23 protein-coding genes are annotated in these 17,330 nt (G+C 61.6%); 13 read left to right on the top strand and 10 right to left on the bottom strand.

Going from position 1 to position 17,330, the window contains the following annotated elements; all coding sequences use genetic code 11:
- Positions 1-26 precede the first annotated feature (26 nt).
- The 3 genes from EGJ09_RS06055 to EGJ09_RS06065 are packed head-to-tail and all read left to right on the top strand — an operon-like array spanning position 27 to position 2,006.
- Positions 27-488, top strand: a complete 462-nt coding sequence (locus EGJ09_RS06055) for a hypothetical protein (protein WP_046784448.1) — start codon at positions 27-29, stop codon at positions 486-488.
- 1 nt (position 489) lies between these two features.
- On the top strand, positions 490-1,101 hold the full coding sequence (locus EGJ09_RS06060; protein WP_046784447.1) for a superoxide dismutase: 612 nt from the start codon (positions 490-492) through the stop codon (positions 1,099-1,101).
- A gap of 11 nt (positions 1,102-1,112) precedes the next feature.
- Positions 1,113-2,006, top strand: a complete 894-nt coding sequence (locus EGJ09_RS06065) for a ZIP family metal transporter (protein ID WP_039602462.1) — start codon at positions 1,113-1,115, stop codon at positions 2,004-2,006.
- Between the two features lie 43 nt (positions 2,007-2,049).
- On the opposite strand, the gene EGJ09_RS06070 is transcribed toward EGJ09_RS06065, so the two are convergent.
- The 10 genes from EGJ09_RS06070 to EGJ09_RS06115 form a co-directional block, all read right to left on the bottom strand.
- A complete protein-coding gene (locus EGJ09_RS06070; protein ID WP_046784446.1) occupies positions 2,050-2,322 on the bottom strand; it encodes an HPr family phosphocarrier protein in 273 nt (90 codons plus the stop codon).
- A gap of 20 nt (positions 2,323-2,342) precedes the next feature.
- A complete protein-coding gene (gene rapZ / locus EGJ09_RS06075) occupies positions 2,343-3,197 on the bottom strand; it encodes an RNase adapter RapZ (RefSeq protein WP_125923450.1) in 855 nt (284 codons plus the stop codon).
- Positions 3,198-3,199: 2 nt separating this feature from the next.
- A complete protein-coding gene (gene ptsN / locus EGJ09_RS06080; protein WP_039602459.1) occupies positions 3,200-3,664 on the bottom strand; it encodes a PTS IIA-like nitrogen regulatory protein PtsN in 465 nt (154 codons plus the stop codon).
- 11 nt (positions 3,665-3,675) lie between these two features.
- Positions 3,676-3,984 (bottom strand): ribosome hibernation-promoting factor, HPF/YfiA family, encoded by a 309-nt coding sequence (hpf, locus tag EGJ09_RS06085; RefSeq protein WP_012316076.1) that lies wholly within the window; start codon positions 3,982-3,984, stop codon positions 3,676-3,678.
- Between the two features lie 79 nt (positions 3,985-4,063).
- Positions 4,064-5,557, bottom strand: a complete 1,494-nt coding sequence (locus tag EGJ09_RS06090) for an RNA polymerase factor sigma-54 (RefSeq protein ID WP_039602457.1) — start codon at positions 5,555-5,557, stop codon at positions 4,064-4,066.
- 174 nt (positions 5,558-5,731) lie between these two features.
- The gene (gene lptB, locus EGJ09_RS06095; RefSeq protein WP_046784445.1) at positions 5,732-6,457 is read right to left on the bottom strand and encodes an LPS export ABC transporter ATP-binding protein; all 726 of its coding nucleotides are present in this window, start codon (positions 6,455-6,457) and stop codon (positions 5,732-5,734) included.
- Positions 6,458-6,982, bottom strand: coding sequence for a lipopolysaccharide transport periplasmic protein LptA (gene lptA / locus EGJ09_RS06100; protein ID WP_012316073.1), 525 nt, complete (start codon positions 6,980-6,982; stop codon positions 6,458-6,460).
- On the bottom strand, positions 6,969-7,541 hold the full coding sequence (lptC, locus tag EGJ09_RS06105) for an LPS export ABC transporter periplasmic protein LptC (RefSeq protein WP_039604820.1): 573 nt from the start codon (positions 7,539-7,541) through the stop codon (positions 6,969-6,971). The genes lptA and lptC overlap by 14 nt, the downstream gene beginning before the upstream one ends.
- 7 nt (positions 7,542-7,548) lie before the next feature.
- Positions 7,549-8,073, bottom strand: coding sequence for an HAD family hydrolase (locus EGJ09_RS06110; RefSeq protein ID WP_039604821.1), 525 nt, complete (start codon positions 8,071-8,073; stop codon positions 7,549-7,551).
- Positions 8,074-8,088: 15 nt separating this feature from the next.
- Positions 8,089-9,063 (bottom strand): SIS domain-containing protein, encoded by a 975-nt coding sequence (locus tag EGJ09_RS06115; RefSeq protein WP_046784444.1) that lies wholly within the window; start codon positions 9,061-9,063, stop codon positions 8,089-8,091.
- 247 nt (positions 9,064-9,310) lie between these two features.
- Here EGJ09_RS06115 and EGJ09_RS06120 point away from each other — a divergent pair, with 247 nt between their 5' ends.
- The 10 genes from EGJ09_RS06120 to hisC all read left to right on the top strand — a co-directional run bounded on the left by EGJ09_RS06120 (position 9,311) and on the right by hisC (position 17,239).
- Positions 9,311-10,120 carry an ATP-binding cassette domain-containing protein gene (locus tag EGJ09_RS06120; protein ID WP_039601753.1) on the top strand — a complete coding sequence of 270 codons (810 nt, stop codon included), beginning with the start codon at positions 9,311-9,313 and terminating at the stop codon, positions 10,118-10,120.
- A complete protein-coding gene (gene mlaE, locus EGJ09_RS06125) occupies positions 10,120-10,917 on the top strand; it encodes a lipid asymmetry maintenance ABC transporter permease subunit MlaE (RefSeq protein WP_012316068.1) in 798 nt (265 codons plus the stop codon). The genes EGJ09_RS06120 and mlaE overlap by 1 nt, the downstream gene beginning before the upstream one ends.
- On the top strand, positions 10,917-11,402 hold the full coding sequence (mlaD, locus tag EGJ09_RS06130; RefSeq protein WP_012316067.1) for an outer membrane lipid asymmetry maintenance protein MlaD: 486 nt from the start codon (positions 10,917-10,919) through the stop codon (positions 11,400-11,402). The genes mlaE and mlaD overlap by 1 nt, the downstream gene beginning before the upstream one ends.
- 9 nt (positions 11,403-11,411) lie before the next feature.
- On the top strand, positions 11,412-12,065 hold the full coding sequence (locus EGJ09_RS06135; RefSeq protein WP_046784443.1) for a phospholipid-binding protein MlaC: 654 nt from the start codon (positions 11,412-11,414) through the stop codon (positions 12,063-12,065).
- Positions 12,062-12,364, top strand: a complete 303-nt coding sequence (locus EGJ09_RS06140) for a lipid asymmetry maintenance protein MlaB (protein ID WP_125923451.1) — start codon at positions 12,062-12,064, stop codon at positions 12,362-12,364. Before EGJ09_RS06135 ends, EGJ09_RS06140 begins: the two co-directional genes overlap by 4 nt.
- 118 nt (positions 12,365-12,482) lie before the next feature.
- The gene (locus EGJ09_RS06145; RefSeq protein WP_003255121.1) at positions 12,483-12,722 is read left to right on the top strand and encodes a BolA family protein; all 240 of its coding nucleotides are present in this window, start codon (positions 12,483-12,485) and stop codon (positions 12,720-12,722) included.
- 23 nt (positions 12,723-12,745) lie between these two features.
- A complete protein-coding gene (gene murA, locus EGJ09_RS06150) occupies positions 12,746-14,011 on the top strand; it encodes a UDP-N-acetylglucosamine 1-carboxyvinyltransferase (RefSeq protein WP_012316064.1) in 1,266 nt (421 codons plus the stop codon).
- A gap of 91 nt (positions 14,012-14,102) precedes the next feature.
- Positions 14,103-14,738 (top strand): ATP phosphoribosyltransferase, encoded by a 636-nt coding sequence (gene hisG, locus EGJ09_RS06155; RefSeq protein WP_046784442.1) that lies wholly within the window; start codon positions 14,103-14,105, stop codon positions 14,736-14,738.
- A gap of 126 nt (positions 14,739-14,864) precedes the next feature.
- Positions 14,865-16,190, top strand: coding sequence for a histidinol dehydrogenase (gene hisD, locus EGJ09_RS06160; protein WP_046784441.1), 1,326 nt, complete (start codon positions 14,865-14,867; stop codon positions 16,188-16,190).
- A gap of 2 nt (positions 16,191-16,192) precedes the next feature.
- Positions 16,193-17,239: a histidinol-phosphate transaminase gene (gene hisC, locus EGJ09_RS06165; protein WP_115273947.1), complete on the top strand. Its 1,047-nt coding sequence runs from the start codon at positions 16,193-16,195 to the stop codon at positions 17,237-17,239.
- Positions 17,240-17,330: the final 91 nt, after the last annotated feature.

A 17,330-nucleotide genomic window follows, 5' to 3' on the forward strand; every position in this document is an offset into this window, starting at 1 on the left:
CCGCGTCATCGCCCAGGAGACGTGTCATGCAGCACTGGAAACGCACCACCGAGGCCGCCAATCGCCTGTTCGAACAGGGCGAGCTGGTCGATGCCCGGGAACTCTACCTGCAAGCCCTGGCTCTGGCCCAGGTGCTATTGGAGCGCTGGCATGACGTCGACGAAGCGGTGGCGGCGTTCGTCGTCGCCCATCACAACCTGGCCGACCTGCACCTGCGCCTGAACCAGCCGCAGGAGAGCGCCGACTACCTGTGCGCCGCTCACCAGCGCCTGCTCCAGGCCAGCCAGCAAGCGCGTTTGCCGCAGGCGCTGCGTGATGCCGCGCTGCGCCACAGCGGGCGCACTTACACCCAATTGCTGAGCTTCATTGCCGAGTACGGCCAGTATCCGCGCACCGAGCGTCTGCTCGATCGCCAGGCGCCCTTGGCCAGTGAACTGGCTGCCCAGCCGGACCTGCCGCCCACAACCCAAGCTTACGGAATCCATTGATATGCCTCATACCTTGCCTGCATTGCCCTATGCCTACGATGCGCTGGAACCGAACATCGATACCCAGACCATGGAAATCCACCACACCAAGCACCACCAGACCTACGTCAACGGCCTCAACGCCGCGGTCGAAGGTACCGAGTGGGCTGAATGGCCGGTTGAAAAGCTGGTTGCTGCGGTCAAGCAGTTGCCGGAGAACCTGCGAGGCGCGGTGACCAACCATGGGGGTGGTCACGCCAACCATTCGCTGTTCTGGAAGGTCATGTCGCCCACAGGCGGCGGCCAGCCACAGGGCCTGGTGGCCAAGGCCATCGAGGCTGAACTGGGTGGTTTCGAGGCGTTCAAGGAAGCTTTCACCAAAGCTGCGCTGACCCGCTTCGGCAGCGGCTGGGCCTGGCTCAGCGTGACCCCTGAGCAGAAACTCGTGGTGGAAAGCAGCGGCAACCAGGACAGCCCACTGATGCATGGCAACACACCGATCCTCGGCCTGGATGTGTGGGAGCATGCCTACTACTTGAAGTACCAGAACCGTCGCCCGGAATACATTGGGGCTTTCTACAACGTAATTGACTGGGCCGAAGTGGAACGTCGTTATCTCGAAGCCAGCCAGTGAGTCGGACCGGTATGCGCTCAGAGGTGATGTCGGTCAGTAGTGTGCGCCTGTTCCGGCTGGCGCTGGGTACTTTGCTGCTCTTGGTTGGCACAGCCCTGCTGGTGGCCCGGGGCATCGCCTGGCTGGACCTGGACCCACGCATGTTGCGTGCCCTTGAGGGCGGCGCATTGTGCGCGCTGGGAACAGCGCTGGGCGCGGTACCGGTGCTGGTGATTCGCAACATGCCGGTGGCCCTGGCCGATACCTTATTGGGTTTCGGGGCCGGTGTGATGCTGGCGGCCACCGCTTTCTCGCTGATCATCCCTGGGCTGGATGCCGCTCAGTCCATAGGTTTCAGCCCTTGGGGCGCGGGAGGCCTGATCAGTGCCGGTTTACTGTTCGGTGCGATGTGCCTGTTCGTGGTCGATCTGAAAGTCTCAGGTGCTTCGCCCGAGGCCTTGGTCGGCAACGAGAGGCAGCCGGTGATCGCGGCGCGAATCTGGCTGTTCGTGATCGCCATCATCGCCCACAACATTCCCGAAGGCATGGCTATCGGTGTTTCGGCGGGCGGTGGCATGGCCGACGCTGACAGCCTGGCCATGGGTATCGCCTTGCAGGATGTACCCGAAGGGTTGGTCATTGCGCTGGTGCTGGCAGGGGCGGGGATGCCGCGGTTCAAGGCGTTTCTGATCGGTGCCGCGTCGGGGTTGGTGGAGCCACTGGCAGCGGTGATCTGTGCCTGGCTGGTGAATGTCGCCGAATTGCTGCTACCGCTGGGCCTGGCCTGTGCGGCAGGGGCGATGTTGTTGGTGGTGACCCAGGAAATCATCCCCGAGTCGCGCAGCAATGGGCATCACCGTTTGGCCAGCCTCGGGCTGTGCGTGGGTTTTTGCCTGATGATGGTGATGGATACGGCGATGTCTTGAATTGGCATTGCCGGCGATGAGGCCAGCCTGGATTTGGGGTGGCTTATTCGCCTTCGTCGAAGTAGTTGTTGATCAACGCTACCAGCGCTTCCAGCGCATCGTTGTCCTGCTCACCCTCGGTGTGCAGGTGCACCTGGGTGCCTTTGCCTGCCGCCAACATCATCACGGCCATGATGCTCTTGCCGTCCACCAGCTTGTCGGGTGCGCGGCCCACACGCACCTGGCAGGGGAAGCGCCCGGCTACGCCGACGAACTTGGCGGCCGCCCGGGCATGCAGGCCCAACTTGTTGATGATGGTGATTTCGCGGGCGGGCATCTTGGTGCGGATCCTGTGGGCTAGAGGTCGCGGTGGCGGACCTGGACGTTTTTCAAGGACTGTTGCAGCAGCTGGCCGAGGCGCTCGGTGATGTACACCGAGCGGTGGTGGCCACCTGTGCAGCCAATGGCGATGGTGACGTAGGCGCGGTTGCTGGCGGCAAAGCGGGGCAGCCATTTGAACAGGTAGGTCGAGATATCGGTAAACATCTCTTCGACATCCGGCTGCGCGGCAAGGTAATCGATAACCGGCTGATCCAGGCCAGAATGCTCACGCAGTTCGGGCTTCCAGTAAGGGTTGGGCAGGCAGCGTACATCGAAAACCAAGTCTGCATCGACCGGCATGCCACGCTTGAAGCCGAACGACTCGACCAGGAATGCGGTGCCGGGCTCAGGCTGATTGAGCAGGCGCAACTTGATCGAGTCCCGCAGTTGGTAAAGGTTGAGGCTGGTAGTGTCGATCTTCAGGTCGGCGAGGTCGGAGATTGGCCCCAACAGTTCGCTTTCCACGCGGATCGCTTCGGCCAGTGAGCGATCCGCATTTGTCAGCGGATGACGCCGGCGCGTTTCGGAGAAACGCTTGAGCAGCGTGTCCTCGTCGGCGTCGAGAAACAGCACATCGCACTGGATATGGCGGCCACGCGCTTCGGCGAGCAGTTCGGGGAAGCGTGACAGATGGCTGGGCAGGTTGCGGGCATCAATGGACACTGCCACTTTCGGTTGCAGCAACTCTGTATGGATCAACGCGTTTTCCGCCAGCTGCGGCAGTAAACCGGCAGGCAGGTTATCGATACAGTAAAAGCCGTTGTCTTCCAGCACGTCGAGGGCGGTACTCTTGCCGGAGCCGGACCGGCCGCTGACGATGATCAGGCGCATGTTCAGTGCTCGTTCTGTGCGTCCAGGACTACCTGGTACAGGGCCTCGCTGCTGTTGGCGGCACGCAGGCGCTCGCGAACTTCCTTGCGATCCAGCATGCTGGCGATCTGGCGCAGCAGTTCCAGATGGGCGTCGGTGGCAGCCTCCGGCACCAGAAGGATGAACAGCAGGTCGACTGGCGCGCCATCGATGGCGTCATAGTCGATCGGAGCATCCAGGTGCAGCAGGGCACTGACGGGAGAGGTGCAGCCTTCGAGCCGGCAGTGAGGTATGGCGATGCCATTGCCGAAGCCTGTGGAACCGAGCTTTTCACGAGCGATCAGCTTTTCGAAGACGTCTTGCATCTCCAGCTCGGGTATTTGATCGGCAATCAGATTAGCGACCTTTTCCAAGGCGCGCTTCTTACTGCCACCCGGCACGTTCACCAGGGAACGGCCGGGGGTCAGGATGGTTTCAAGTCGGATCATGGATGAGGGGATCAGCGGGCGGCTGCACCTTGCAGCAGGCTTTGCTGTTTTTCCTTGTGTTTTTTCAGTTGGCGGTCGAGCTTGTCGGCCAAGGCATCGATCGCTGCATACATGTCTTCGTGTTCGGCGTTGGCAACCACTTCACCGCCTGGAATCTGCAGGATCGCTTCGACCTTCTGCTGCAGCTTCTCGACTTTCATGATGACCTGCACGTTGGTGATCTTGTCGAAGTGACTCTCCACCCGGGCGAGCTTTTCAAGCACGTAATCGCGCAGCGGCTCGGTGACTTCTACATGCTGTCCACTGATATTGACTTGCATACAGCTTCTCCTTTGTTGCCCGTGCATAAAGAGGCAGGTCTTGCACCTGCCCCACAAACGCTGTGGCAGATCCGAGGGGCTACATCAGTCGCTTGCGTTCGCTCGACGGTGCGATGCCGAGAGACTCGCGGTATTTGGCGACGGTGCGACGGGCTACCTGGATGCCTTGTGCCTCCAGTAAACCAGCGATCTTGCTGTCACTCAATGGCTTTTTCTGATTTTCCGCCGCAACCAGTTTCTTGATGATCGCGCGGATTGCCGTGGACGAGCATTCTCCGCCCTCGGAGGTGCTGACGTGGCTTGAGAAAAAGTATTTCAGTTCGTAGATGCCGCGTGGCGTGTGCATGAATTTCTGCGTGGTCACCCGCGAGATGGTCGACTCGTGCATGCCCACGGCTTCGGCGATGTCATGCAGTACCAGGGGTTTCATTGCCTCGTCGCCGTGGTCCAGGAAACCGCGCTGATGCTCGACGATCTGTGTGGCGACTTTCATCAGCGTTTCGTTGCGGCTTTGCAGGCTCTTGATGAACCAGCGTGCTTCCTGCAACTGGTTGCGCATGAAGGTGTTGTCGGCGCTGGTGTCGGCCCGGCGGACGAAGCCGGCATATTGCGGGTTGACCCGCAGACGCGGGATCGCTTCCTGGTTCAGTTCGACCAGCCAGCGATCGCTGTCCTTGCGCACGATGACATCGGGCACCACGTATTCCGGCTCACTGGACTCGATTTGCGATCCCGGGCGCGGGTTGAGGCTCTGAACCAGCTCGATGACCTGGCGCAGTTCGTCTTCCTTGAGCTTCATGCGGCGCATCAGCTGGCTGTAGTCGCGCCCGCCGAGCAGGTCGATGAACTCGGTGACCAGGCGCTTGGCCTCGGCCATCCATGGTGTGCTGGCCGGAAGTTGGCGCAGTTGCAGCAACAGGCACTCGCCCAGGTTGCGTGCGCCGACGCCTGCAGGCTCGAACTGCTGGATACGGTGCAGCACCGCTTCGACTTCGTCCAGTTCGATATCCAGCTCCGGATCGAAACCGGCGCAGATCTCTTCGATCGTGTCTTCCAGATAACCTTGGCCGTTGATGCTGTCGATAAGGGTGACTGCGATCAGGCGGTCGGTATCGGACATCGGTGCCAGGTTCAGCTGCCACAGCAGGTGGCTTTGCAGGCTTTCGCCGGCTGATGTGCGGGTGGTGAAGTCCCACTCGTCGTCATCGTTGCTCGGCAGGCTGCTGGCGCTGGTCTGGTAGATGTCTTCCCAGGCCGTGTCGACCGGAAGCTCATTGGGGATGCGCTCGTTCCACTCACCGTCTTCCAGGGTCTCGGCACTGGCGGTGCTTTCCTGAAAGCTGTTGTCCTGGACTTCGGCGGCCGGCTTGCTCTCGGCGTTATCCGCCATCGGGTCGCTGTTGTCGAAGTCTTCGCCGTCTTCCTGACGTTCGAGCATCGGATTGGACTCCAGCGCTTCCTGGATTTCCTGCTGAAGGTCCAGGGTAGAGAGCTGGAGTAGGCGGATGGCCTGTTGCAACTGCGGGGTCATCGTCAGTTGCTGGCCCATTTTTAGGACGAGCGATGGTTTCATGGCAGGGGCTAATACCTTGTTCGCCGGCGCGCATGCGCCATCCACTACACGAGGGCGCCGGAGCGCCAATTTCAAGCAAGTTTTATGCCTTAAATTGTAGCGTTTGCCTAGAGCACTGTAACAACTTAAGCCCATTCAAGGCTGTAAAACCAGTGCTCCAGGCGCGTCCCTGAATCAGAGTCGGAACTCGTGACCCAGGTAAACTTCCTTGACCAGTTCGTTGGCCAGGATGGTCTGCGCATCGCCCTCGGCGATCAGTTGCCCGTCATTGACGATATAGGCGGTTTCGCAGATATCCAGGGTCTCGCGCACGTTGTGGTCGGTGATCAGTACGCCGATGCCCTTGGCCTTGAGGTGGTGGATGATCTGCTTGATGTCACCGACCGAAATGGGGTCGACGCCAGCGAAGGGTTCGTCCAGCAGGATGAACTTGGGGGCGGTTGCCAGGGCGCGTGCGATCTCGACACGGCGACGCTCGCCGCCGGAAAGGCTCATGCCGAGGTTGTCGCGGATGTGGCTGATGTGGAACTCCTGCAGCAGGCTTTCCAGCTCCTTGCGGCGGCCCTCACGGTCGAGCTCCTTGCGGGTCTCGAGGATGGCCATGATGTTGTCGGCCACCGACAGCTTGCGGAAGATCGAAGCTTCCTGCGGCAGGTAGCCGATGCCGGCGCGTGCGCGCCCGTGCATGGGCTGGTGGCTGACATCGAGGTTGTCGATGAGCACGCGCCCCTGGTCGGCCTGGACCAGGCCGACGATCATGTAGAAGCAGGTCGTCTTGCCTGCGCCGTTGGGGCCTAGCAGGCCGACGATCTGGCCGCTGTCGATCGACAGGCTGACGTCACGCACGACTTGACGCCCTTTGTAGCTCTTGGCCAGGTGCTGGGCTTTGAGGGTTGCCATTTACTCGGCCTTCTTCTTCGGCTGGATCACCATGTCGATGCGCTGACGTGGCTGGGTCACGTTGCCGCCGCGACCGGCGGTCGCAACCTGGGACTTGGTGTTGTAGACGATCTTCTCGCCTTCGGTGGTGTTGCCTTCGTTTTCGACCTTGGCGCGGTCGGTGAGAATCACGGTGTCCTTTTGCGCCTGATACTGGATGGTCACGGCCCAGCCTTTCATCTTGTCAGGCTTGGCGGCGCTTTGCTGCTGCTCGAAATAGGCCAGGTTGCCCACCGAAGTGACCACGTCGATGTCACCGTTTGCGGCGCGGGTCATGGTCACGGTATTGCCTTTGATCATCATCGAGCCCTGAGTGATGATCACGTCACCGGTGTAGGTGGCTACGCCTTGCTTGTCGTCCAGGTGCGCGTTGTCGGCCTGGATGCGGATAGGCTGGTCACGGTCGGTCGGCAGGGCGAAGGCGCTCGCGCTTCCCAGTGCTGCGCTCAGGCTGAGCAAAAGGGGGAGGGTTTTAACGAGCCTCATACTGTCCTCTTACGTTAGAGAGCAGGTCCATCCTGCCTTCTTTCAAATACGCTTTCATTCCTTTGCCCGTAGTTGTGCCACCGGCGCCGTCGATTCTAACGGCTTGCTCGGTCTGCGCATATTGCTTCTGCGGGAACACGGTCATGCGTGAGCTGGTAATGATGGTCTCACGCTGCTTCTCATCGGTGCGGGCCACGCGCACCTTGTCGATCAGTTCGACCTCGGTGCCGTCCGGGTTGACCTCGGCGCGCACGCTCTGTATGTGCCAGGGGTATTCGGTGCCGCGGTACATATGCAGGTCGGGCGTGGTCACCAGTGTGACCTCGGTGGCCTTGAGGTGTTCGACCTTGTCGGCGGTCATTTCATACTGCAGCTTGCCATCGGGCAAGAACTGTACGCTGTGGGCGTTGATCGCATAATAGTCGATCGCGCTTTCGTCGACCTGCGCTACCGGCTTGTCGAGGAAGCTCTCGGGGCTGACATTCCAGTAGCCTATTGCCGCCAGCAGGGCGGCGATCACCGCGAGCAGCGCAATATTGCGGGCTTTCTTGCTGAACATGGGCAACCTACAGGTAGTTGGCGTTGGCAGCGTCCAGGGTGCCCTGGGCCTGCATGATAAGCTCACAGAATTCGCGAGCGGCACCCTCGCCGCCGCGTGCCTGGGTCACGCCGTCGGCATGCTGGCGAACGAAGGGCGCTGCATTGGCCACGGCGATACCCAGGCCGACCTTGCGAATGACCGGCAGGTCGGGCAGGTCGTCGCCCAGATAGGCGACCTGCTCATAGCTTAGGCCCAGTTCGGCGAGCAGGCCGTCGAGCACCACCAGTTTGTCCTCGCGGCCCTGAAACAGATGCGGGATGCCGAGGTTTTTTGCGCGACGCTCGACCACCGGGGTTTTGCGCCCGCTGATGATTGCCGTGGTCACGCCCGAAGCCATCAGCATCTTGATGCCTTGGCCGTCGAGGGTGTTGAACGTCTTGAATTCGCTGCCATCTTCGAGGAAGTAAAGGCGGCCATCGGTGAGCACACCGTCCACATCGAACACGGCAAGCTTGATGGCCTTGCCGCGCTGCATCAGGTTCTGGGTCATTTGCGTCGTTCTCATTTACATCACGCCTGCGCGCAGCAGGTCGTGCATGTTCAGGGCACCGACCGGGCGGTCGTCCTTGTCCACCACCACCAGGGCGCTGATCTTGTGGTCTTCCATGATCTTCAGTGCTTCGGCGGCGAGCATCTCGGCGCGGGCTGTCTTGCCGTGCACGGTCATGACCTGGTCGATCAGGGTAGTGTGCACGTCGATGTTGCGGTCCAGGCTGCGGCGCAGGTCACCGTCGGTGAAGATCCCGGCCAGCGTGCCGTTCGCTTCGGCGACCACGGTCATGCCCAGGCCTTTGCGGGACATTTCAAGGAGGGCGTCCTTGAGCAGTGTGCCACGTTGTACCTGGGGCAGTTCGGTGCCAGCGTGCATGACGTTCTCGACCTTGAGCAGCAGGCGACGGCCCAGTGCACCACCGGGGTGCGAGAAGGCGAAGTCTTCTGCGGTAAAGCCGCGCGCTTCGAGCAGGGCAATGGCCAGGGCGTCGCCCAGCACCAGTGCTGCCGTGGTCGATGAGGTGGGCGCCAGGTTCAGTGGGCAAGCCTCATGGGCGACACGGGCATCGAGGTTGACCTCGGCGGCCTGGGCCAGCGGGGAGTCGGGGTTGCCGGTCATGCTGATGAGCTCGATGCCAAGGCGCTTGATCAGCGGCAGCAAGGTGACGATTTCGGCGGTGCTGCCGGAATTGGACAGGGCCAGGATGATATCGCCACGGGTGATCATGCCCATGTCGCCATGGCTGGCTTCAGCCGGATGCACGAAAAACGCCGGCGTGCCGGTGCTGGCCAGGGTTGCGGCGATCTTGTTGCCGATATGCCCAGACTTGCCCATGCCGACCACCACGACGCGGCCCTTGCTCGCCAGGATCAGCTCGCAGGCCTTGACGAAGTTGGCATCGATGCTGGCCGTCAAACCTTGTACGGCCTCGATTTCCAGGCGCAGGGTGCGCTGGGCGGACTGGATCAGCTCACTGGATTGGCTCATGTCGAAAAGCAATGCCTGATGAAAAGGCGGCGATTATAGCCGCAATGGAAGAAAGCCTCACCCTTTCGATTGTGCAATGAAAAGACATCGAAGCCTGTCGCTGGCCTGAACGACTCGCTCCATGGCCTTGGGGCCACCCTGTCAGCGGTGCTATAGTTCGCCGCTATTCGGCCCGCCAGGGGCGCGTGTGTCTTCAAGATGAGGGCCGGCGTCCATTAGGACATGGCTGTACTAGCAAGGAGTCTAGATGAGTGTGGATAGCGCCTACGCGGTCGAGTTGAAGGGCGTCACCTTCAAGCGCGGTTCGCGCAGCATTTTCAGCAATGTCGACATACGCATTCCGCGTGGCAAGGTCACCGGCATCATGGGACCGTCGGGTTGCGGCAAGACCACGCTGTTGCGCCTGATGGGCGCGCAGTTGCGTCCGTCCATTGGTGAAGTATGGGTTGCCGGGCAGAACCTGCCGAGCCTGTCGCGCAGCGACCTGTTCGATGCGCGCAAGCAGATGGGAGTACTGTTCCAGAGCGGTGCCCTGTTCACCGACCTCGATGTGTTCGAGAACGTTGCCTTCCCGCTGCGCGTGCACACCCAGCTGTCGGACGAGATGATCCGCGACATCGTGTTGATGAAGCTGCAGGCCGTGGGCTTGCGTGGTGCCATCGACCTGATGCCCGACGAACTGTCCGGAGGCATGAAACGGCGCGTGGCGCTGGCCCGGGCGATTGCGCTGGATCCGCAGATCCTCATGTATGACGAGCCGTTCGTCGGCCAGGACCCGATCGCCATGGGTGTACTGGTACGCCTGATCCGGCTGCTCAATGACGCGCTGGGTATCACCAGCATCGTGGTCTCCCACGATCTGGCCGAAACCGCCAGTATCGCCGACTACATCTACGTAGTGGGTGACGGCCAGGTGCTGGGCCAGGGCACGCCCGATGAGCTGATGGGCTCGGATAATCCGCGTATTCGCCAGTTCATGAAGGGCGATCCGGACGGCCCGGTGCCATTCCACTTCCCTGCGCCTGACTACCGCGCCGATCTGTTGGGGGCGCGTTGATGCGCAGAAAATCCTTGCTTGAACGTATCCGCCTGTTTGGTCGCTCGGCGATCGACGTGCTGGCCGTGCTCGGGCGTTCCTGCCTGTTCCTGTTCCATGCACTGGTCGGCCGTGGCGGCATCGGCGGCGGTTTTCAGCTGCTGACCAAACAGCTGTATTCGGTGGGCGTGCTGTCGCTGGCGATCGTCGCGGTGTCCGGTGTGTTCATCGGCATGGTGCTGGCACTGCAGGGTTACAGCATCCTGACCAAGTACGGCTCCGAGCAGGCGGTGGGGCAGATGGTCGCCCTGACCCTGCTGCGCGAGCTGGGCCCAGTGGTTACCGCACTGCTGTTCGCGGGCCGGGCAGGTTCGGCGCTGACCGCCGAAATCGGCAACATGAAGTCCACCGAGCAACTGTCGAGCCTCGAGATGATCGGTGTCGACCCGCTCAAGTACATCGTTGCGCCACGCCTGTGGGCCGGTTTCATTTCGTTGCCGCTGCTGGCGCTGATCTTCAGCGTGGTCGGCATCTGGGGTGGCTCGTGGGTCGCTGTGGACTGGCTGGGCGTCTACGAAGGCTCGTTCTGGGCCAACATGCAGAACAGTGTTTCCTTTACCGACGACGTGCTCAACGGGCTGGTCAAGAGCCTGGTGTTCGCCTTCGTCACGACCTGGATCGCCGTATTCCAAGGGTATGACTGCGAGCCCACCTCAGAAGGGATCAGCCGTGCCACCACCAAGACCGTGGTTTATGCCTCGTTGGCTGTACTGGGTCTGGACTTTATTCTGACCGCCTTGATGTTTGGAGATTTCTGATGCAAAACCGCACCCTGGAAATCGGTGTCGGCCTGTTCCTTCTGGCCGGGATCCTGGCGTTGCTGCTGCTGGCCCTGCGTGTCAGCGGGCTATCGGCCAGCCCGAGCAGCGATACCTATAAAGTTTATGCCTACTTCGACAATATCGCCGGTTTGACGGTCAGAGCTAAAGTGACCATGGCCGGTGTGACGATCGGCAAGGTCACCGCCATCGATCTGGACCGTGATTCCTACACCGGCCGGGTGACCCTGCAGCTGGACGGCAAAGTCGACAACCTGCCGACGGACTCCACTGCTTCGATCCTGACCGCCGGTCTGCTTGGCGAGAAGTACATCGGCATCAGTGTCGGCGGTGAGGAAGAGGTGCTCAAGGAAGGCGCAACCATCCATGACACCCAGTCGGCGCTGGTACTGGAAGATCTGATTGGCAAGTTCCTGCTCAATACCGTGGGCAAGGAACCGAAAGAAGCACAACCGGCTAATTAAGGAGTTTCCATGATTTCGATCCTGCGACGTGGCCTGCTGGTCCTGCTGGCGGCCTTTCCCCTGCTGACATTCGCAGCGCCCGGGCAGTCTCCGCACGATGTGGTGCAGGGCACGACCAATGAATTGCTGGGTGACCTCAAGTCCAACAAGGAGCAGTACAAGTCCAACCCGCAGGCCTTCTACGAGGCGCTCAACCGCATCCTTGGCCCGGTGGTCGATGCCGACGGTATTTCGAAAAGCATCATGACCGTGAAGTACTCGCGCAAGGCCACGCCTGAGCAGATGCAGCGCTTCCAGGAAAACTTCAAGCGCAGCCTGATGCAGTTCTATGGCAACGCCCTGCTGGAATACAACAACCAAGGCATTACCGTCGACCCGGCCAAAGCCGATGACGGCAAGCGCGCCAGCGTCGGCATGAAGGTGACTGGCAATAACGGTGCCGTCTACCCGGTGCAGTACACCATGGAAAACCTGGGTGGCGAGTGGAAGGTACGCAACGTCATCGTCAACGGTATCAACATCGGCAAGCTGTTCCGCGACCAGTTCGCCGACGCCATGCAGCGTAACGGCAACAATCTGGACAAGACCATCGACGGCTGGGCCGGCGAAGTGGCCAAGGCCAAGCAGACTGCCGACACTTCGTCTGACAAGGCTGTGCAATGAGCGAGGGCGGCGTGAACATGGCCGAACCGGGCGTGTTGCGCCTGGTCGGTGTGCTGGACTACCGCAGCGGCCCGGCCTTGCGCAAGCAAGGCAAGGCGCTGGTCGAAGCTTCCCGCGAGCCCCGCCTGGTAATCGATTGCACGGCGGTGGAGAAGTCTTCCAGTGTCGGGCTGTCGCTGCTGCTGGCGTTCATCCGCGATGGCCAGGCCGGCGGCAAGGCCTGCGAGGTCCGTGGGATGCCCGACGACATGCGGGAAATTGCCGAGGTCTATGACCTCGATGAAGTGCTGGCGGGCTGATGGCTTGCCACTGATGGAGGCCCCTCGGTCAGCGCACGCCCTCGGTGGGCTTCGCAGGCGAGGGGCTTTTTTGTATGATGGCCGACCCGTGCGCATCGGGCGCCGATTGAGGTTGAGCATGCAGGCTGTAGAAGTTAAGAGCTTCCTTGAAGAAAAATTGCCGGGATCCCGGGTCGAAGTTGAAGGCGAAGGCTGCAACTTCCAGTTGAACGTGATCAGCGACGAGTTGGCTGGCCTGAGCCCGGTCAAGCGTCAGCAGGCGATCTATGCTCACCTTAATCCCTGGATCGCCAACGGTAGCATCCATGCGGTAACCATGAAATTTTTCAGCAGCGCAGCCTGGGCTGAGCGCACCTGAGCCAACTTGGCGGCGAGACTCCAATGGACAAACTGATTATTACTGGCGGCGCTCGCCTTGACGGCGAGATCCGCATTTCGGGCGCGAAGAACGCGGCCCTGCCGATTCTGGCAGCGACCCTGCTGGCTGACGGCCCGGTCACCGTGGGCAACCTGCCACACCTGCACGACATCACCACCATGATCGAGCTGTTCGGCCGCATGGGCATCGAGCCTGTGATCGACGAAAAGCTGGCGGTGGAAATCGACCCACGCACCATCAAGACCCTGGTCGCACCTTACGAGCTGGTCAAGACCATGCGCGCCTCGATCCTGGTGCTTGGCCCGATGGTTGCCCGTTTCGGCGAGGCCGAAGTGGCCCTGCCAGGCGGCTGCGCCATTGGTTCGCGCCCGGTCGACCTGCACATCCGCGGCCTGGAAGCCATGGGTGCAAAGATCGAAGTCGAAGGCGGCTATATCAAGGCCAAGGCACCTGAAGGCGGCCTGCGCGGTGCGCACTTCTTCTTCGATACCGTCAGCGTGACCGGTACCGAAAACATCATGATGGCTGCTGCCCTGGCCAAGGGCCGCAGCGTGCTGCAAAACGCCGCACGCGAGCCGGAAGTGGTCGACCTGGCCAACTTCATCAATGCCATGGGCGGCAACGTGCAAGGCGCGGGTACCGACACCATCACCATCGATGGCGTCGAGCGTTTGCACTCGGCCAGCTACCGCGTCATGCCCGACCGTATCGAGACCGGTACTTACCTGGTTGCCGCTGCCGTGACCGGTGGCCGCGTCAAGGTCAAGGACACCGACCCGACCATCCTTGAAGCCGTGCTGGAAAAGCTCAAGGAAGCGGGTGCCGACCTGACCACCGGCGAAGACTGGATCGAGCTGAACATGCATGGCAAGCGGCCAAAAGCCGTCAACCTGCGTACCGCCCCGTACCCGGCGTTCCCGACCGACATGCAGGCACAGTTCATCTCGCTCAACGCCATTGCCGAAGGCACCGGCGCGGTCATCGAGACGATCTTCGAGAACCGCTTCATGCACGTGTACGAAATGCACCGCATGGGCGCGCATATCCAGGTCGAGGGCAACACCGCCATCGTCACGGGCGTGCCGGCACTCAAGGGTGCACCGGTCATGGCCACTGACCTGCGTGCTTCCGCCAGCCTGGTGCTGTCGGCGCTGGTCGCCGAAGGCGATACCTTGATCGACCGCATCTACCACATCGACCGTGGTTACGAGTGCATCGAAGAAAAACTGCAGATGCTGGGTGCGAAGATCCGTCGCGTACCGGGCTAGTGCCTCGTCGGCGCAAGGATGCGCCCATTGAATTGAACACGGCCGGGTCGCTGACCGGGTCGGTTGTAGCCGCTTAAGGACCGACGTTCCAATGTTGACCATCGCGCTTTCCAAAGGCCGCATCCTCGACGATACCCTGCCATTGCTGGCCGAGGCCGGTATCGTGCCGACCGAGAATCCGGACAAGAGCCGCAAGCTGATCATTCCAACCACCCAGGACGACGTGCGTCTGCTGATCGTGCGCGCCACCGACGTGCCGACCTATGTCGAGCATGGTGCCGCCGACCTCGGTGTGGCGGGCAAGGACGTGCTGATGGAGTACGGCGGCCAGGGCTTGTATGAGCCGCTGGACCTGCAGATCGCCCGCTGCAAGCTGATGACCGCAGGCGTGGTCGGTGCTCCCGAGCCCAAGGGCCGCTTGCGGGTTGCCACCAAGTTCGTCAACGTAGCCAAGCGCTACTATGCCGAGCAAGGCCGCCAGGTCGACATCATCAAACTGTACGGTTCGATGGAGCTGGCGCCGCTGATCAATCTCGCCGACAAGATCATCGACGTGGTCGACACCGGCAACACCCTGCGCGCCAATGGCCTGGAGCCCCAGGACCTGATCGCCACGATCAGCTCGCGCCTGGTGGTCAACAAGGCATCCATGAAGATGCAGCATGCCCGCATCCAGAGCCTGATCGACACCCTGCGTCACGCTGTCGAAACGCGACACCGCGGCTGACTCGAACGCGCGACCTCTGCTGTCGCGCCCGTCTATCCGCGTCATAGCCACTTTTCTTGGGTGCCCGCGCGGATGGACTGGTAGCCTAGGGCGCCTGAGCATTCGCTAATAATCGAGGCCCTCGCCATGACCGTGTCCACTGCAATTGCCCGTCTCAACGCCGCTGATCCGGATTTCGCCCGACATCTGGATCATCTGCTGAGCTGGGAAAGTGTGTCCGATGACGCGGTCAACCAGCGCGTGCTCGACATCATCAAGGCCGTGCGCGAGCGCGGCGATGCGGCGCTGGTGGAATTCACCCAGCGTTTCGATGGTGTAAGCGCTACGTCCATCAACGACCTGATCCTTGGGCGTGAACGTCTGGAACTGGCCCTGACCCGCATCACCGACGCCCAGCGTACCGCCCTGGAGAAGGCCGCCGAGCGCGTGCGTATCTACCACGAGCGGCAAAAGCAGGACTCCTGGCAGTACACCGAGGCCGACGGTACCGTATTGGGCCAGAAGGTTACCCCGCTCGATCGCGCCGGCTTGTATGTACCTGGCGGAAAAGCGTCCTATCCGTCGTCGGTACTGATGAACGCCATCCCGGCCAAAGTCGCGGGCGTGGCTGAAGTGGTCATGGTGGTGCCTACGCCGCGCGGTGAAGTCAACGAGCTGGTCCTGGCTGCAGCCTGCATCGCAGGTGTCGACCGCGTGTTCACCGTCGGTGGTGCCCAAGCGGTCGCGGCCCTGGCATATGGCACCGAGAGCGTGCCACAGGTAGACAAGATCGTCGGCCCAGGCAACATCTACGTGGCCACCGCCAAGCGCCACGTGTTTGGCCAGGTCGGTATCGACATGATTGCCGGCCCTTCGGAAATCCTCGTGGTGTGCGACGGCCAGACGGACCCCGACTGGATCGCCATGGACCTGTTCTCGCAGGCCGAGCACGACGAAGATGCCCAGGCCATTCTGGTCAGCCCGGATGCCGAATTCCTCGACCGTGTGGCTGCCAGCATCGACAAGCTGATGCCAACCATGGAGCGCGCCGAGATCATCGAGAAATCCATCAATGGCCGGGGCGCGTTGATCCAGGTGCGCGACATGCAGCAAGCCATCGAGGTGGCCAATCGCATTGCCCCCGAACACCTGGAGCTGTCGGTCGCCGATCCGCAGGCCTGGCTGGGGCAGATCCGTCACGCGGGCGCGATCTTCATGGGCCGTCACACCAGCGAAGCGCTCGGCGACTACTGCGCCGGCCCCAACCATGTGCTGCCGACTTCCGGTACCGCGCGTTTCTCGTCGCCACTGGGTGTTTATGACTTCCAGAAGCGTTCGTCGATCATCTTCTGCTCCGAGCAGGGTGCATCCGAGCTGGGCCACACTGCCTCGGTCCTGGCCCGTGGCGAGTCGCTGACCGCCCACGCCCGCAGCGCCGAATACCGTATCCTGACCCAAGACAAGGGGAACTGAGCATGAGTCGATTCTGGAGCCCCTTCGTCAAGGACCTGGTGCCTTACGTCCCCGGGGAGCAGCCCAAGCTGGCCCGGTTGGTCAAGCTCAATACCAACGAAAACCCCTATGGCCCGTCGCCCAAGGCGCTGGAGGCCATGCGCGGCGAGCTGAACGACAACCTGCGGCTGTACCCGGACCCCAATGGTGACCGGCTCAAGCAGGCGGTAGCCGAGTATTACGGTGTAACCACTGGGCAGGTGTTCGTAGGCAACGGCTCGGACGAGGTGCTGGCGCACATTTTCCACGGCCTGTTCCAGCACGGCGGCCCGCTGTTGTTCCCGGACATCAGCTACAGCTTCTACCCGGTCTACTGCGGCCTGTATGGCATCCCGTTCGAGCCTGTGGCGCTGGATGAACAGTTCCAGATCCGTGTCGAGGACTACCATAAGCCTAACGCCGGGATCATCTTCCCCAACCCGAATGCGCCGACCGGTTGCCTGTTGCCGCTGCAGGCAATCGAGCAGTTGTTGCAGGCCAACCGCGACTCGGTGGTGGTGGTCGATGAAGCCTATATCGACTTTGGTGGCCAGACGGCTATCAGCTTGGTGAACCGCTACGACAACCTGCTGGTGACCCAGACCCTGTCGAAGTCGCGCTCGCTGGCGGGCCTGCGGGTTGGCCTGGCGGTAGGGCACCCGGACCTCATCGAGGCGCTGGAGCGGATCAAGAACAGCTTCAACTCGTATCCGCTGGACCGCATGGCGATCGTCGGTGCCGCTGCGGCATTCGAAGACCAGGCGTACTTCGAAGACACCTGCCGCAAGGTGATCGACAGCCGTGAGGCACTGGTGGAGCAGTTGACTGCCAAGGGTTTCGAGGTGCTGCCATCGGCGGCCAACTTCATCTTCGCCCGCCACCCGCAGGAGGATGCGGCGCAGCTGGCGGCACGTCTGCGTGAGCAAGGTGTGATTGTGCGCCACTTCAAGCAACAGCGGATTGCCCAGTTCCTGCGTATCACCATCGGTACGCCAGAAATGAACCAGGCGCTGATTGATGCGCTGAGCTGATATCCAGTGGGGCCGCATAGCGGCCCCACTGGTTTGGCCGGCGCGGTGATTTGATCTGCCCCCCACGCTGGCTTAACATACGCAAATTCGT

The sequence above is a fragment of the Pseudomonas sp. p106 genome (assembly GCF_003936645.1).
Taxonomy (GTDB): domain Bacteria; phylum Pseudomonadota; class Gammaproteobacteria; order Pseudomonadales; family Pseudomonadaceae; genus Aquipseudomonas; species Aquipseudomonas putida_E.